This window comes from Lacibacter sp. H375 (genome assembly GCF_037892425.1).
Classification (GTDB): domain Bacteria; phylum Bacteroidota; class Bacteroidia; order Chitinophagales; family Chitinophagaceae; genus Lacibacter.
Map to the genome: position 1 here is coordinate 184822 of NZ_JBBKTT010000002.1, position 17831 is coordinate 202652.

Consider the following 17831-nt stretch of genomic DNA (forward strand, 5'->3'; position numbering starts at 1 on the left):
AACCTTTCTACTTCAACGCATCCCATAATACTTCTACCGGGTGTAATGCTTTCTTACCGGTACCGTCTTTCACCTGGTGGCGACAACTCGTGCCCGGTGCTGCAATGATGGTATCAGCACTTGCATTTCGCACAGCAGGGAAGAGAACCATTTCACCGATCTTCATCGAGAGTTCATAATGTTCTTCTTCATAACCGAATGAACCGGCCATGCCACAACAGCCGGAAGGAATTGTTTCAACTGAATAATTTTCAGGGAACGATAATATTTTCACGGTTGCTGCTGTGCCCGCCAATGCTTTTTGCTGACAATGACCATGCAGTTTAATTTTCTTTTCAGCAGAAGTAAATTGCCCTTTGCTGATAAGGCCTTTGTCGATTTCGTTTGCAATAAACTCATCGATCATGAACACGTTTGCAGCAAGTTGTTTGGCTTTCTCAAAATTCTCATCTGTTGCTAAGTCAACATATTCATCCCGGAAGGTGAGAATAGCTGAAGGTTCAATACCAATCAACGGTGTATCAGCTGTTATAATTGGATGAAGCAATTCAATATTCTTATTCGCAATTTCTTTTCCTTTACGAATTAATCCCTTCGATAACCAGGAACGACCGCTTTCAATATGCTCAGGAATGATCACTTCGTAACCAAGCTTATTTAATAACTCAACTGCTTTGATTCCGATCTGTGTATCGTTGTAATTTGTAAACTCATCACAAAATAAATACACTCGCTTCTTACCACTTGCGCCTTGTTCCTTGTTCCTTGTGCCTTGTTTCTTCCACCACTTTTCCAACGTCGTCTTATACATCGTCGGCATTGAACGTTTTGTTGCAAAGCCCGATGCTTTTTTTACCAATGAGCTGATGGCACTGTTCGTCATCACAAAGTTGTAGATCGATGGAGCAATGGCGCCAAGCTTTGATGAATTGGTAAAGTTTGCAATGAGTTTTGAACGGAAGGGTACGCCATTTGCATCATAGTAATGCTGCATGAACTCTGCTTTCAGTTTGGCAACATCAACATTACTTGGACATTCAGACTTACAGCCCTTGCAACTCAAACAAAGATCCATCACTTCATAAATTTCTTTATGATCGAAACGGTTTGCTTTGGTAGAATTGGTTAAAAACTCACGGAGAATATTTGCTCTTGCTCTTGTGGTTTCTTTTTCATTTCGTGTGGCCATGAACGAAGGACACATCGTTCCACCTGATAAATGTGTTTTCCTGCAATCACCACTGCCATTACATTGTTCTGCATGTTGCAGGATATCCTGGTTATGAAAACGGAACACTGTTTTAAATGCAGGAGTTTGCTGACCGGGCACATACCGCAGCATGGTATCCATCGGCGGTGTGTCAACAATTTTGTTAGGGTTGAAAATGTTTTCAGGGTCCCATGTTTTCTTCACGTCTTTCAACAACTGGTAATTCTTTTCACCAACCATTTGCTTGATGAACTCTCCACGCAAACGACCATCACCATGTTCACCACTCAAAGAACCTTTGTATTTCTTAACAAGCGTAGCAATCTCTTCTGCAATTACACGGAAGAGACGGTTGCCTTCTTCTGTTTTCAAGTTGATTATTGGACGTAAATGAATTTCACCTGAACCTGCGTGTGCATAATGCACCGAATAGAGATTATGCTGTTTCAGGATCACATTAAAGTCACGAATGAAATCGGGCAGATCATTTACATCAACAGCAGTGTCTTCAATAACCGGCACTGCTTTTTCATCGCCGGGTAAATTACTCAGCAAACCGAGACCTGCTTTACGCAGTGTCCATATCTTTTTACTGTCTTCGCCAAACAACAGAGGAAAATGATAACCAAGATCTGCGGCACGCATTTCTGCTTCTACCTGTATTGCTGTTGCAGTAATTTCTTCTCTTGTTTCACGTGCAAATTCAATCACTAATATTGCACCGGGATCGCCCTGTACAAAGAAGCGGTTCTTCATTTGCTCCTTGTTCTCTTTCGTGCATTCGAGAATATAATGATCAATTAATTCACTTGCGCCGGGATTATATTTTAAACCGATCAGGTTTGCACGTAATGCTTCATCAACAGAATTAAAATGGACACACAACAAACCGATCTCTTTCGGCGGCATGGGTACAACATTTAATTTGATCTCTGTAATAAATGCCAATGTTCCTTCTGAGCCTGCAATCAGTTTACAGAAATTAAAATCTTCTTCGCCTGCAGTAAATGGTGCTGTTTCCAATAAGAGATCAATTGCATAACCGGTGTTCCTGCGTTCAACTGTTTTCTTCGGGAACTCTTTGCGTATCTCTAACTGGTTGTCGTAATTACTCAACATACTGCGGAGCGAACGATAAATATTTGCTTCCAGTCCTTCTCCTTCGCACTTTGCATGAAACTCATCAATGTTCAAAGCTTTGAATGTTGTCTCTGTTCCATCGCTTAGCAAACAATTCACTTCCAATAAATGCTCTCTTGTGCTTCTGTATAAAACAGAATTACTGCCGCAGGAATTATTACCCACCATACCACCGATCATGGCACGGTTGGCCGTTGATGTTTCAGGACCAAAGAACAAACCATGCGGTTTCAAAAACATGTTCAGCTCATCACGGATAACACCGGGTTGCACCCGTACCCATTTCTCTTCCTGATTGAGTTCAAGAATTTTGGTGAAGTATTTCGACACATCAACGATAATACCGCTGCCTACCACCTGTCCGGCAAGCGATGTGCCGGCCGTACGTGGAATCAACGATGTCTTGGCTGTATGTGCAAAAGCGATGAGCTTTTTAATATCGTCTTTTGTTTTGGGAATAGCCACTGCCAATGGTAACTCACGGTATGCCGATGCGTCGGTGGCATAGAGCGTACGCATGGTGGTATCGAAATAAAATTCTCCTTCGAGTTGCTGTGCCAGTTGTTGTAATCGTTCGTTCATGTTTGCTGCTGCAGTTGGGCGGCCCAAATTTACGTGGTTTGAAACTTGCGGGTGTTAGTTGTGCAGGATAAGAACGATCCCGGGTAAATAGGTTTAGATAAATGTGGAATAAATTTTATCTCTCAAAAAAAGAAGCAGCTCCCTTTCGGAAGCTGCTCTTTTCTATTTCTCATCACCTTTTTTAATGCTGCACAACAACCCGTTGAGTCCAGCTATTTCCGGCATTTTTAACCTGTAACAGGTATGTACCTGCCGGTAAGTAGCTAACATCAATTCTTGTGTTAAAGCGTCCGTTTTCAACAGCAGTCGATTTGTTATACACCTGTTTGCCATTTACATCAAACATGGTCATAACAAGCGATCCTTTTGAAGCTGCATCTACATTTACCTGCAATGAGAAAACTGCGGGATTCGGATAAACTCCAACTGTTGCAATGCTTTCTCCGTTTGCACTTAATCTTGCAGCGCCGGTTGGTTTATACAGATAGAATTTACCAAAACCATCAGCTGTAACAGTAACCGAATAATACTTACCGTTATTGTTGCTGATAACCGGTGTAAGTATCTGCGAGTTTCTGCTGTTCAGTAACGTAAGTGTTGGTGAAGTGGTGCGCAATACTTTCAAGGTTGAAAGATCTGCACCCCATGCAGCCAGTTCTTCGTTGGTAAACAACATGGTTACTTCGTAACTTACTTTCTTAGCGGTTGTAGCCGATGCTACTTCAAACGTTTTATCGGAACGAGTGCCATACACAAAACTGCTGGTGCCGTTTCCAGCTTGTGAAATATTCATACGTGTACAACCAAGATCTGTATTGATACTCCTGACCTTGCCAAGTACTTTACCATCTTCCACACTGTATTGCCATGCTTCGGTGTTTTTATCAATGCCTGTTTCAGCAAAACGTCCCGCTGTTGTCTGGATTGATTTTGGTGAAGCTTTCACCAAAATATCATCAACTACAAAAGCAGGTGCAGCAATAAACGCAGCATTGGCATCATTCAACCAACGGAAGCCGAGGTAAAACTCTTTGCCGTTTAAAATTGCAGGAAGTGCAACTGTTTTGCTTTGTTTCTGCGGTAACAATAATAACGGATCACTGCAATCGAAGTACTGTACACCATCAAATGAATACACCAATATGCCATAGTCAAATGGACGGCCGCTGTTTGGCAGTTGTACAATTTCATCAGCAGTAACAGCTCCATCACCATTCAGATCAGGATTTAAACCAACAGGAACATCACGCTCGCCGCCTGCAGCAAACGTAAAGCTTACTGTAAGACCGCTCACTGTTCTTGCATCAAGCTTGTTTGTACTCAACACTACATCAGTAGGTGTTGCAGATTCGTATGCAGGAACACCGGTTCCTAATGCACTAATGAAAGCTGCATTGCCATTACCAAAGCTTGAAGCATCACCCACCATCCAAACGTTGGTGGTATTCGGAGCAATACCTTTTGCAGCATTCCAACCTGCCGGCAGTACACCTGCATCAAAATTTTCGGAGAGTAGTGTTACAGGTGTTGAACCGATCTGTGGTGCATAATCATCATCAGCAATAGTAAGCGTATGCGATGAGATGCCCGCACTGAAACCTGCCGGAGCGGTAAAGTTCAACACCACTGTTTCATCGCCTTCAATATAATTATCACCGTTAATAAACAGCGTAATTGGTTTCAATCCTTTTTCAGTTGCACTCCAGCTTACTGTTGATGATTGTAACACATAGTCACTTCCGTTAGCAGCAGTACCGGCAGCAGTAATTGTTACGTTTGCGGCCATACCATTATCAACAGGTTTGCCAATAAATACGGTATAGGTTTTTTGTGAACCACAACCATTTGCTCCGGTAATTTCTGATGTAGAAGATGTTGCAGCTGCAAACGTAATAGATGGTGCACATTCACTCACAAATGCAGTGCCTACACCAACTGCATGCCATGCATTGGTTGTGCTTTGATGTTGTGGTGAACAAAGCCCGAACAATTCGATTGCTGCCTGAATAGAAATCATTCTTGCTTCTGCAAATGTTGCAGTAGGAGATAAACGCAGTTCAGTGAGATATGCGATCTTTTCTGCATCAGCAAAACCTATTCCTTTAACACGAAATGTCTGGCCAATATCATTCAGCTGCGCCATATCATTCCCTGCAACCAGTTGATAGAACCAATGATTGAGTACACCACTGTTATTGTGCACACCACAATAGTCGTTTACAAGTGTTGGATCACAATCAGGATTGCTCCAGAACATGCCGCCATATGTATCGGGGTTGCCTTCTGCATTCGGATTATCCATACGGCGTAAAGCACGGCCTGCACGCAAATCAATTTGCTCGCCAATACCCCATACATCATAGGGGAGAGTAGGATCAACACGACTTAATACATAATTTTCAACACAGGCTGCCCATATATCACTGAAGCCTTCGTTCATGGCACCTGATTCTTTTTCGTACACAAGATTGGCAGTGAATTCGCAAACACCATGTCCAATTTCATGTCCGCAGACATCAAGTGATGTTAATGGTTTAAACCCAACCAATGCCGGGCTATCATCACCTGACCCATCGCCATACGTCATTACTTCACCATTCCAGAATGCATTATCATATGCAGGACCATAGTGTACAAAACTTTTTATGGCTGAATTATTATTATCAAAACTCAAACGGCCATGAATAATTTTCCAATAATCATACACCATTTCAGCTCCCCAATGTGCATCAAACGCAATATCATCGTTCTCTGCTTCACCAATGCCACCGGCGCCCGGTCCGTTAACATCAACACCACGCTTATGATCATTATTGGTTAATGCATCGCCATCGCCCCAATTATTATCAGGATCAGTAAACGAAGTAGCCTGACTGTATAATGCCGGTATACTTAATGGTAATCCGCCAACGGCATTCATATCAAACGTCATTACTCCATTACCTCTCGTTTCATCGTGAAGAATAAAGAAAGATGAATTGATAATTGGCGGACGAAGACTATTACCCGTCCATGCATAAGGAAGGAAACCATTTGCAGGATCATTTAAACCTAACAAACCAGCTGTTACTTGTTTTGTTTTAACAGTGCGTTGTCCGGCGTAACGTGTTTGTACTGTACCATCAGCATGTTTAATGATCATATCCTGCAAGAGAATACGACCGTCTTTTGCATCAACATATACATTGGCTCTGTATAAAGGCTCCGCTGCATAAATGTTGAATTTGTAAGCAAGACGTAGTTGATTTGATTTGCCGATAAAATCTTTTACAATCACTAATTCACCTTTTGGTTTGTATTGTTCCATTTGCATACGTAAAGCTTCTGCATGCTGTGGTTGTTTCTTGATCATTTCTTCAACTGCCTGCCATGCCATTTTTTGTGGCTTCACAAATGCAATCGCTTTTTGAACTGCAGTTGCTTCCTTAATGCCGGGCTTTGTTGTAAATGATGATGCAATTTCATAGTAAGCTCCGTTCAATGACTGCAATCTGCCGTTAACAGCACTGGCCATATACTGGCCATGTTCTACTTTAATGCCACGGTAGTATTGTTGAAATTTCTGAACGGTGATTCCGGTAGCATGTTTTGTTAACGATGTTTGTTTCCAATCGTCAATTGCAGTGCGGCTGGCAAAGGTTGTTCTTAAGGTTGCGGCTGCTTCATTTTGAGAAATGACTGAAGTGGTTTTGAAGGACAGGAAGGAGGGGGTGTTTCTTAGGGGATCGATTTCAAACTGTCTTACACGGTTGTCTTTGCGGAGGTTTTCTTTCATTTGGTTCTGCCGGAGATTCTCCTGGCTAAAAGCTGCGGTTACCATAACTAAATAAGTTACCGTTAAAAGCATGCGCTTTCGCATCACAAAATGTAAGCTGAACATAGCAGGTTGTTTAGGTAATAAAAAATTGGGAACACCGTATTTACGAAGTCGAAAACCTAACGGTTTTTAGTTTTGTCTGTTTTTTACAAATATTTTTTTCTGCTATTTGAATAAGGGGTGTCGCCCTAATTAATTATTTATCAATAAGTTAATTTCTTTTGTTTAGAAACGGCATCTAACATGGATTTTTCAAACTGTTAAAATTATGTTAACGCCACGTTTTCTACCCAACCCTTTTGTGCCCGTACGGGGTATCTCTAACAAACGCCACAAAAACGGCATTTATAAACCTTATAATCAAAGAATATGAAACAGACATTTCGCAGCGTATTCACGCTTTTCATCGCAAGCCTTATCATCCTGGTTTCCTGTAAGAAACCGATAGAACCTAACAAACCAGGCGGAGGTCCCGGTCCGCAGCCTGGTCTTTCGCACAAGTATCGTATCACGGCCGATGCATTGCCCGGCTTACCCAACCAACCCATGGCCAACCTGTTTGCAAAATTCGATGTGGTAAACGCACAGGACGAACTGGTGGTAAACAATAAACTCGCAGCCATCAGCTTCAACGGAAAATTTACAACCGAAGAAATGGAATTGCCTGCAGGCACGTATCGCATCAGCAAACTCATGATCGTATCGGGCACCGGTAATGTATTATATGCAGTGCCTGTAACCAATTCGCCCAAAGCAACGCAGGTAAACAAGCCTTTGGCTTATCCCATGGTATTGCCTTCCGCTACTTCGTTGGTTGTTGCAGCTGATTTTCTGAAAGTAGAAGCTACCGATAAAGCCATTGATTTTGGTTATGCGGCAGGAGAATTTGGTAACAGCAACATACCTGACGAAACAGAATTCAGCATTAAAATGCGTACACGCATAAAGGTGGGTGATATTCTGTACGACAGTATTCAGTCTTCATTGGTGTACCGCACATTTGATGCTTCCAATGAATTGAAGAGTACACAATTCATCAACCTGTTACCCGGTACCAATACAGTAAACTTAAAAAAGGAGGCAGCCTACCACGAGTTTATTGTTCAAAAATGGGGTGGTACTTACACCAAACGTTATGCAAAAGAAGAATTGAAAAAAGATATGGTGTACGAATTTGGCGAAGAAAAAGAAGCGAAAAAACTAAAGTCGGAGATCACAGCACGTTGGGATGGTAATATGTACAAAGCCGAGTCGAAGAATAACTATATCTATGATGGGAAAGGTCGTCTTACCAAAGTTGAGTTTATGCAGAAGCGCCCGGCTGATGGTACACCGTTTGTTGCAAAAACAGAAAACCTGGAATACACAGATGGACGAGTAGAAAAAATCAGCATCTATAACGAAGGCAATGTGTTTGCCGGTACAAGAAGCATCCGTTACAATGCAGCCGGTAAAATCAATCACATTACAGAAGATATGCTTAACGTAAGCAAAACAGAAGTAGACATTGCACATCATGGTGCAAACGGCGACGGACTGGACGAAGTGAGTTTCAACTTCATTTATTCACACACATCACTTACCATGAACTATTATCAGCGCTGGAGACAAGGCAACCTGTTTTCTGATAACAGCCGCACCAGCAATCTGGATACTGAAACCGGCAGTTACCAGCACGATAACAACATCAACCCGTATGTACACATGAACTGGCCCGATTTGTTTTTAAGCAACAGTTCCAAAAACAATCTTAACTGGCAGGCACGTACCTACTATGGTAGCTATCCTGTAAATGTTGCCTATAGTTTCGAATATAAGTATGATAGCGAAGGTTATCCTGTGGAGTTAATTCGCCGTTACAGATCGTATATCACCGGACAACATTTGTTTACAACAAAGACCGTGTACAACTACTAAAAAATATCAATTCTTATTATTTTCATAAACGATTTCTATGTTACACAAATTATCATTCATAGCGCTACTGTTCCTGGTTTCCTGCACAGCAGCCAAGGTATCGGTTCCTGCGAGCTTCAGCTCGGAGGCAACCAACATGAAAGTGAAGGGCTTAAACGGTTGGATGATCAACCAGAAATTAAGCTTTGGCGAATTTTCTACTTCAGCAGTTAAACGTGGTTGGGATTTCAGCAGTTCATTTCAGTATACAAAATTCAGTCTCGATCCGCAAACCATGTTGCTGCGTGTGCTCAATATTGATACTGATGTACGCAATCTCAAACAACGCAACAAATTTCAATACACGATCCAGGATGGAAATTTAGTTGCTGAAGTTTTTGCAACAGAAAAGTTCAGTGAAAACCAATTGGTATATAAAAGCAATAATCCTTTTCTCGGTCAGGCAAATGCTACGCAACGTTATGAATATGCATTCACTGCAGCCATCCTTCCGTTAATGGCAAAAGAAAACGATCCATGGTCGGTTGTGTTGATGAATAAATATGATGCAAGAAAAGACACTGCACGCCGCATCTTTGATCGTCCGTATGTAGAAGAAGAAGGGTATGCTACCAATGGAAAAGAAAACATTAGCATTCGTCCGTTACGTTTAGAGAAGTTGACCACAAAAAGCGGAAAAGAAACAAAAGTATTGGGCGGGCCCATGCTTACCGGTTACGAATTACGTTGGGACGATGGAGTAGTAGCTATTATTGATATACTTGATAACAGTATCTGGTTTGCAAATAATCTTGATGCAAGAGATAAACTTATTTTATCATCCGTTTCATCGGCCATCCTGTTAAAACGTATGCAGGATGTTGAAAAAGATAAAGACAATAATTTCTAAGAACGGAAGTGATTGCTGAAGCACTCGATATTGATCAGTTGGTGGAAGATTGCAAACGCAATGACCGCAGGGCACAGGAACAATTGTACCGGCAGTTCTATAACTATGCCATGAACATTGCACTGCGTTATTCCCGTGATGAAGCCGATGCTGCTGATATCATGAGTCATGCATTTGTGAAGATCTTTAAAAGCATGCAAACGTTCGATAAAAATAAAGGTGCATTGCAAACATGGATCAAACGCATTGTGATGAACGAAGGGCTCGATCATCTCAAAGCAAGAGAACGTTTCAGCAAAGACATCGAACTGGAAACGGTGGAAGAACCCCAGATCAGCAATACGGTACTGGAACGGATGGGTGCGGATGAAATCATGAAACTCATTCACCAGTTGCCACCTGCCACACATGCAGTGTTTGTATTGTATGCAGTGGAAGGCTATAATCACCGGGAAGTAGCCGAGAAACTAAACATCAGTGAGGGTACATCGAAATGGCACCTCAGCGAAGCCCGGAAAACATTACAACAACAACTCAGTCGCATAACATAGCGGATGAATCAAAAAGCAACATACGAATTAACCATTACCGAAAAGCTGGAACAGCTAACGGCACCGGATATGGTGGATGCTATCTGGGCACGTATCGAAACACAGCTCGATATTGATCTGCCGACAGATGATGGTTCAAACAATCCGCCACCTGCACCAAAGAGAGGTCCTGCAAAATGGATCAACCGTGGATTCATGATTGCTGCTGTTGCAATTGTATTCATTTATTTTTTCAACAACCGTAAACAAACAACAACTTCTAACGATCAACCAACGATCAATGCACCTGTAACAACACCGAACAATAATGATAATCCTGTACGCAATAATTCGCCGGGTACAAACAATGCAGTTGCACCACAGAATAATACATTTGCACCATCAAATTCATCCAATGTACTGCCTGTTGATAGTGCTGCCTCTGTAACGGGTCCTGTGCTATTACAACCCGACAGTAATGCTGTACAAACAAATGCGCCTCCCGTTATTACTCCGCCGTTGGTTACACCGCAAAAAAATGCGCCTCCCGATTCAACCAAGAAGGGCAGAGGCGTAAAAGGTATTACTGATGCTGATTATAAAATTGTGCCTAAGAAGGATAGCAGTAAGTATTAATGCTCACGTTCGCATTCCGCCAATTTGTTAAAGGTAGCAGGTTGGAGTCAAGCAATCAGGTGAAGGATAAAGGCGTCCGCCCTTATGTTATTGAGAATTTTTAATATAATTTGGTGATTCACACTCTTGCCAATACTCTACAATTTTTACGATGATTTTTTTAAGCTTGTCGTAATTGTTTGGTTTTACAAAGAAACCTTGTATCGACCTTGAATAAGCGTCAACCACATGCTTTTGTTCTCCACTTGTAGAAAAGAAAAGATAAGGAATGGATTTCATTCGCAGGTCTTCATTATTATGAATTTTCTCCCGCAATTCCATTCCATTTAATTTGGGCATATTTATATCGGAGAGTACCAGGAACGGCTGAATAGCGGTGTCGGTCAAATACTCCAACGCCAGCACACTGTCGCTAAAGAAAATAAGTTCGTTCTCGTAATTCAGTTCTTTAAAAATTTCCGTCAAAATATCCTGATCATCGATATCGTCTTCAATAATAACAATTGGTCCTGTTTTATTCATGTGCAGTTTTTTAGATAACCTATTGTAAGATATACATGTTTCCTGAGGAAAGGTACCCTTGATTTGCGGTCCGGGTTTTGTTAGCAGATTCTTAAGATCTTAGGTTGACAGAAAGATTTGGCCAAGTAATTTAAGATGAGCTGTTGTAAAAAGCTCAACAAAGTTGTCATTGAGACGAAGGAGGAAACTGTTGAGTACTTGACACGGTTATACCTCATTCACCCGGCCAATAAACCCGCTCCGCCATTTTATACACTTCTTCCTTATTCAATGTCATGCGTTTTGTTTTTTGGTTGATATACATTTCCACCTGGTCGTCAAAATGTTTGTTGCCTTTTTTAGCAGAAGCACCATACATGTTTACTGTTTCAATTTGCGGCAATGCATTTTTCTGAAAGCGAATGAACATGATCAATCCATCACCACCAACCGATTTTAATTTACCTTCTTTATAGTTGGAAGTCCATTGCGGAGAGAGCAGATCAGGAAATCCCCAGAGTGGCCATTCCTTATCGCCACGTACTAATTTTTGAATATCGCCTAAGGCAAGATCAGTTCTGCTGAAATGCTTCATCATGTAATCATACACATAAGCATAGGTTTCAACTGCTTCAGCTTTTGTAATAGTTCGTGCTTCACCATAACCCAGTTTCTTTGCAAGATGCAGATAGCTTAACAGGAATACAGCTGCACCTTTACTGTCGGCTGTTCCTTTTTTATCCCATGCTTTCAAATTTTTAATAACTGTCGCATACAACGGATATTCTGTTTCATTCAGCAAAAACAACGTATCAATATTATGCGGATAACGAAGTGTAGCCGGCAGTTGCTTATCGAATTTTATTTGCTTAAACGTTGGGTAATCTAATGGTGCAGCAGGCATTTGTTCAACCACACGAATACTGCGGTTGTTATGCCAGGTTTCCCAACCATCGGCAGCAGGAAATTTATCGGCGCTTAAATTATCAGCAGTTGCTGTTGCAAAAAAGGATGAGTGATTGGTGTTGAACAGATAACCGCTTTTCGGATTTAGATATTGCGGCAGTTCATTAAACTTTCGAAATGCTGTCCATAATGTTTGTGACGTATTGCCGGGTAAAGTTGATTTCCAGTTGTACTTCGGTGACGGATTGCGCACCGGCACCAATCCATTGTTTACATAAAAGATCGTATCGTGTTTATCAGCATAGGTAATGTTGAACATCGACAATCGCTGATCTTTAATGGCTGCATAAAACTCGGTGAAATTTTTTGCTTTGTCCATTTCATACCATTGTTCAAGCACACGAATATCCATGTTGGCACCAAGTCGAATAGAAAAATAGCCTTGTTTATTCTTCATCGTTGCTCCATACCTACTCCAGTAAACTTTCCGTTTTACGCCAACAGGAATTCCTTTAATATGAAGCGTAATGGTTTTCTCTTCCAGATCGATCCATTCATTATCAAACCTGTATTGCTTTTCGTTGGCAGGATTCATCTTTAACTGAAACACATCAACACGATCAACATAGTTGACGGTATGTGCCCAACCAAGGTTTTCATTCACACCATGTAAAATGCAAGGGCCCCCTGCGAGCAAACCACCATGTACATTCAATCCCTCTTCGCTGTTAATATGTGCTTCATAAAATGCTTGTGAACCTGTATTAGGCTGGTGTGCATTGATCAACAGAAACGCTTCGCCTGTAGTTGTTTTCGTAGGATGTACCGCCATGGCATTACTTCCTTTCTTGTTCAAATCAGGATCAGTTTCAACCGCATTATTGAAAATAGCCATGAGTGCTTTGTCGCCTCCATTGAAGGCCGTTAATGCCAAAACAGAAGACGAAATATATTCTTTCGCAGTGATGGGAAATATTTTTTTATGCACTACTTCATTGGGATGTGCTTTTGCATAAGCGTTGATACCTTGCACATAACCATCGATCAATTTTAGAAAAGCAGGTGTGAGAGTGTTCCATTTTTCTTCGGTAATTTCCATGCAGCGGAATAAGGCGAATGCATAATCGCCTGCAGCGCCGGCCTTGCCTTGTACTTTGCCCATTAGACCTTTTGCAGGCAACACAACATCCTGCAAACTTTTAAAATCATCTTCTGCATGTGCCCACGCTAAGCCATAAGCTACTTCTGCATCGGTTTTGGCAAAGATGTGCGGCACGCCAAAACTGTCACGGACGATCTCAATGTTTTTGGGGTTTATGTTTTGTGCAGTACTGCTTAAAACAAGAAGTATTATGAACGTTAAAAGAGTGAGTGATTTTTTCATGCTTGCTTATAACAACAATGATCAGGCAATTGTTTTTTTCTGTCGCTTGTATTTACTATGAATAATATCCTGCACCGGTACATTTTCAATTTTACTTTCGAGCCAGCTTACCACATCTAAGTACACAAATGCTCTTGTTTCAAACCGGTTGCCTTCGTATCTGCTGATTCGTTCAAGCAGTGTTTGAAAAGCAGGTCTTACCTGTGCAGGTGATAATTGCAATGCATTACGTAAAAAGCTGAACATCTCTTCTTCCACACCACTCAGATTTTCCATCCGGCCCATAAAACGGTAAACCGATTTGATCAGGTATTCGAGCAAATCATAATTCCCCAATTCAAAATGAGCAATCAAATGCAAGAGTCGTGCATAACATTGCAAATCGGTTCGCAGGTCAACTTTCCAGTTGATGATCTTGTTGAGGTATTCAATTGCTTTTTCATTATTTCCACTGCCGAAATACAAACAGGCGATCTTATAATAGAAGGTAAGTACACGATGCCTGTCGAGGAAGAGCCCATATTCATCGAGCTTTTCCTCAATGCCTGGTACAAGTCGCAACCCTTGTGTGAATGTTCCTTCCAAAAAATGTTTGTTGATCTTGGCAATGGACAAATACACAAAACAAAGAATGCGGTAGTTCTCATTTTGCTGTGCAACTTTCCTGTGCGAAAATTTTTCGAGCTGCTCAATGCTTTCGTTGAGTTTGGCTTCGTTGCTCAGATCAAAGTGCGCACTCATTAAGTTATGCATGCCTTTGATGTAGTGAGCTGTTTCAGCTTCCATCATCGCCGGGTATTTTTCAAACAGATCCACCCATTTTTGTGTGTAACGATAATAGAGCAAGTAATCCTGGCGGATAAATGCAACCCAGCAATGTGATTGATATAGATACAACTGCTCATAAAAGCCGGTGAGTTTTTCGGCGTTCTTTGGTAGATGATTTTCAAAATAAGCCTTGGCTTCATCACCTTCCTTTTCATTTCTTGCCACACCATTTTTAATATACCAGCTGTAGAGTTGTAGCGACAAGTTTGAAAGCTGTGAAATGTTCGTGAGCTGTTCTTCAACCGCAGTTGATTCTTTCGAAAGTTTATCGGCCCTGTCCTGCATACTTCGGGTGATGTACAATGCTTCGATCTTCTTTTCAAAGAAAAGGATCTGTTGCAGGTAGGTCACCTGTTCAAACTGACGGGCCTGTTCCTTCATCTTGTCCAGTGTCTTCAGGCTTTGCAGATAAAGACCTTTGTTGTAGAGGATGCGGGCAAAATCCATTTGTTCGTTCAGCTGAATCGTGATATTGTCTTCCTGCTTAATAAGCCGGAGGCTGCTGAGTATCGATTTGTATAAATGGGCCTTCAGGTTGGAGAGCTGGGGCTTGGCCAGGCTCTGGTTTTTGCGCAAAAGGGCGGCCTCATCGTACTCATCCATTTTGTCCATGGCGTCAAAAAGCTGGATGATCTTAAGATTCGGATCGGCTGAGTTTCGCTGAACATAAAGCTTAAAATTGCGCTTTTCGCTCTTTTCCAGCGATTTCACCAGTTGAAAGGTCGTATCGGTCGATCTGTTGGGCATCGTAATTCGTTTCTGCTATAATCCTTTACAGGCAAGCGTTTTCGGTAAAAGGGTATCGCTTATCTGTCGTAAAATACATGAAATAAGGTTTGCGAACCGCTTCAATATTAAATAATTTTATGTTGCAGGTTGTTACTTCAGCCGTTAACAAGATTTTGAAGTAATAAACCTGCTTTTTTTACACATTAAAGATTGTTATGGCCGACAAACAAGTGTTCATTTTTGATACCACTCTCAGAGACGGGGAGCAGGTACCGGGTTGCAAGTTAAATACTACTGAGAAAGTTGAGCTTGCATTGAAACTGGAGGCGTTAGGTGTTGATATTATTGAAGCAGGTTTCCCGATCTCAAGTCCAGGCGACTTTGAAAGTGTAAATCAGATTTCCAAAGTGATCAGGAATGCAACAGTATGTGGTTTAACCCGTGCAGTGCAGAAAGATATTGAAGTGGCGGCAGAAGCATTGAAGCCAGCACGCCGCCCACGTATCCACACAGGTATCGGATCATCTGATAACCACATCAAATACAAATTCAATTCCACGAGGGAAGAAATACTTGAACGTGCCGTTAAAGCGGTTAAGCTTGCCCGTAATTATGTGCCCGATGTAGAGTTCTATGCCGAAGATGCAGGTCGTGCAGACCTGCAGTTTTTGGCTCAGTTGACAGAAGCAGTTATTGCTGCGGGTGCAACAGTTGTAAACGTTCCTGATACAACAGGATTTTGTTTACCTCATCAGTATGCAGAAAAGATGGCTTACTTAATGAACAACGTAAGCAATATCGATAAAGCAATTCTTTCCTGCCATTGTCACAACGATCTTGGATTAGCAACTGCCAACTCTATTGCAGGTGCTATTGCAGGTGCACGCCAGATCGAGTGTACCATCAATGGTATTGGTGAACGTGCAGGTAATACATCATTGGAAGAAGTTGTGATGACGATTCGCAAACATCCTGAACTCGGACTTTATACCAATGTTGATCCAAAGCAACTGTTACCAATGAGCCGGTTGGTAAGCGAAACCATGCGCATGGTGGTGCAACCAAACAAAGCAGTAGTGGGCGATAATGCCTTCTCTCATTCATCAGGTATTCATCAGGATGGATTTTTGAAAGAAGCAACAACGTACGAGATCATCGCACCGGAAGAAGTGGGAGCTGATACTTCTAAAATTGTATTGACTGCACGCAGCGGAAGAAGCGCACTGGCTTACCGTTTTAAAAATCTTGGTTACAGTTTCGATCGTAACCAGGTTGATGAATTATATGAACGCTTTCTTGCATTGGCAGATTCGAAGAAAGAAGTGGAAGATGCGGATTTGAAAGTATTGGCTGAACAGGTTACTGTAAGCGCTTAAACATAAACTAAGGAAACACACCAACCTCATCATGGAAAAGAAGATCGCAATATTAAACGGAGATGGAATAGGACCGGAGGTAACAGCCCAGTCTATTAAAGTATTGGATGCAATTGCGCAGGAGTACGGGCATATCTTTCATTACAAAGAAGCATTGGTTGGAGCTGCTGCAATTGATAAAACAGGCACTGCATTGCCGTCTGAAACAATTGATATTTGTTTGGATAGTGATGCTGTTTTGTTTGGTGCAGTGGGCGATCCGAAATATGATAACGATCCTTCTGCTAAGGTTCGACCTGAGCAGGGTTTATTTGGTATTCGCCAGGCGTTAGGTTTGTTTGCAAATATCCGCCCGGTTATTACTTATAGCGGTTTGCAGCATTTATCTCCGTTCAAAGCATCGCATCTTGAAGGTGTTGACCTTGTGATCTTTCGTGAACTGACAGGTGGCATTTATTTCGGCAACAAGCATACAAGTGAAGATGGAGATAATGCAAGTGATGAATGTGTGTACAGCCGCCCGGAAATTGAACGCATTGCTCATCTTGCATTTAAACATGCGCAGGGCAGAAAGAAAAAATTAACACTGCTTGATAAATCGAATGTGTTGGAAACATCACGCCTCTGGCGTAAGGTGGTGCAGGAAATTGCAACGCAGTATCCTGATGTAACTGCTGAATACATGTATGTTGATAATGCAGCTGTGCAGGTGATCTTAAATCCCAAGCAGTTTGATGTGATCTTAACAGAGAATTTGTTTGGCGATATTATCAGTGATGAAGCAAGTGTATTGAATGCATCAATGGGTATGCTGCCATCGGCGTCGGTTGGTAACGGCACGGCATTATTCGAACCGATCCATGGTTCTTTTCCAAAAGCAGCAGGAAAAGATATTGCCAACCCCATCGGCTCTATTCTCTCAGCAGCAATGATGCTTGATTACTTTGGTTTAACCGATGAAGCACAAGTGATTCGTGAAGCAATTGACTGGACCTTACAACACAACTTCGTAACAAAAGATATTGATCCGATGAATTTTTATTTCACCAGCACCATTGGTGATCTCATCAGTGAATATGTTGCCGGTAAAATTCCGGGTACGATCAAAAAAGAAAATATTGAGTTGCGTAAGTCAACCATTATATAATGAAGACAGAATAGGGTGATGTCAACATTCTTTACCCTTCTGTCTTAAAAAGTTCTTTGTTTATTTTCAATAAGGCGGTATATTCGTTTTTCGAACAACGCACTATGTTGAAAAGCAAATTAAATAATCTACTACTTGTAAACACAATTGTCATTGTGGTAGTCATTATTATTCCTGCTATCAACGGAGGTGCAAGTTGTATGTAAAACGAACGTTTAAATTAAACATAACGACCCGCC

General features: G+C 41.6%; 11 protein-coding genes. 6 read left to right on the top strand and 5 right to left on the bottom strand.

Going from position 1 to position 17831, the window contains the following annotated elements:
• Positions 1-7 precede the first annotated feature (7 nt).
• Both WG954_RS21275 and WG954_RS21280 read right to left on the bottom strand, forming a co-directional pair.
• Positions 8-2932 carry an FAD-binding and (Fe-S)-binding domain-containing protein gene (locus WG954_RS21275; protein ID WP_340439121.1) on the bottom strand — a complete coding sequence of 975 codons (2925 nt, stop codon included), beginning with the start codon at positions 2930-2932 and terminating at the stop codon, positions 8-10.
• A 181-nt stretch (positions 2933-3113) separates the two neighbouring features.
• Positions 3114-6812, bottom strand: coding sequence for a M4 family metallopeptidase (locus tag WG954_RS21280; protein WP_340439122.1), 3699 nt, complete (start codon positions 6810-6812; stop codon positions 3114-3116).
• A 306-nt stretch (positions 6813-7118) separates the two neighbouring features.
• Here WG954_RS21280 and WG954_RS21285 point away from each other — a divergent pair, with 306 nt between their 5' ends.
• From WG954_RS21285 to WG954_RS21300, 4 genes are read left to right on the top strand one after another with little or no spacing between them, the layout of a single operon-like run.
• Complete coding sequence (locus WG954_RS21285; protein ID WP_340439123.1) at positions 7119-8666, top strand: hypothetical protein; 1548 nt, start codon at positions 7119-7121, stop codon at positions 8664-8666.
• Positions 8667-8703: 37 nt separating this feature from the next.
• Positions 8704-9555 (top strand): hypothetical protein, encoded by an 852-nt coding sequence (locus WG954_RS21290; protein WP_340439124.1) that lies wholly within the window; start codon positions 8704-8706, stop codon positions 9553-9555.
• An 8-nt stretch (positions 9556-9563) separates the two neighbouring features.
• Positions 9564-10106 (top strand): RNA polymerase sigma factor, encoded by a 543-nt coding sequence (locus WG954_RS21295; protein WP_340439125.1) that lies wholly within the window; start codon positions 9564-9566, stop codon positions 10104-10106.
• Between the two features lie 3 nt (positions 10107-10109).
• Positions 10110-10721 (top strand): hypothetical protein, encoded by a 612-nt coding sequence (locus WG954_RS21300; RefSeq protein WP_340439126.1) that lies wholly within the window; start codon positions 10110-10112, stop codon positions 10719-10721.
• An 87-nt stretch (positions 10722-10808) separates the two neighbouring features.
• Here the strand turns inward: WG954_RS21300 and WG954_RS21305 are convergent, their stop codons facing one another.
• The 3 genes from WG954_RS21305 to WG954_RS21315 form a co-directional block, all read right to left on the bottom strand.
• The gene (locus tag WG954_RS21305) at positions 10809-11243 is read right to left on the bottom strand and encodes a response regulator (RefSeq protein ID WP_340439127.1); all 435 of its coding nucleotides are present in this window, start codon (positions 11241-11243) and stop codon (positions 10809-10811) included.
• A gap of 214 nt (positions 11244-11457) precedes the next feature.
• Complete coding sequence (locus tag WG954_RS21310; protein ID WP_340439128.1) at positions 11458-13512, bottom strand: penicillin acylase family protein; 2055 nt, start codon at positions 13510-13512, stop codon at positions 11458-11460.
• 21 nt (positions 13513-13533) lie between these two features.
• Positions 13534-15087: a hypothetical protein gene (locus WG954_RS21315; protein WP_340439130.1), complete on the bottom strand. Its 1554-nt coding sequence runs from the start codon at positions 15085-15087 to the stop codon at positions 13534-13536.
• A 197-nt stretch (positions 15088-15284) separates the two neighbouring features.
• Here WG954_RS21315 and WG954_RS21320 point away from each other — a divergent pair, with 197 nt between their 5' ends.
• Both WG954_RS21320 and leuB read left to right on the top strand, forming a co-directional pair.
• Positions 15285-16445: a 2-isopropylmalate synthase gene (locus tag WG954_RS21320; protein ID WP_340439131.1), complete on the top strand. Its 1161-nt coding sequence runs from the start codon at positions 15285-15287 to the stop codon at positions 16443-16445.
• Between the two features lie 31 nt (positions 16446-16476).
• Positions 16477-17592: a 3-isopropylmalate dehydrogenase gene (gene leuB, locus WG954_RS21325; RefSeq protein ID WP_340439133.1), complete on the top strand. Its 1116-nt coding sequence runs from the start codon at positions 16477-16479 to the stop codon at positions 17590-17592.
• The last annotated feature ends 239 nt before the right edge of the window (positions 17593-17831 follow it).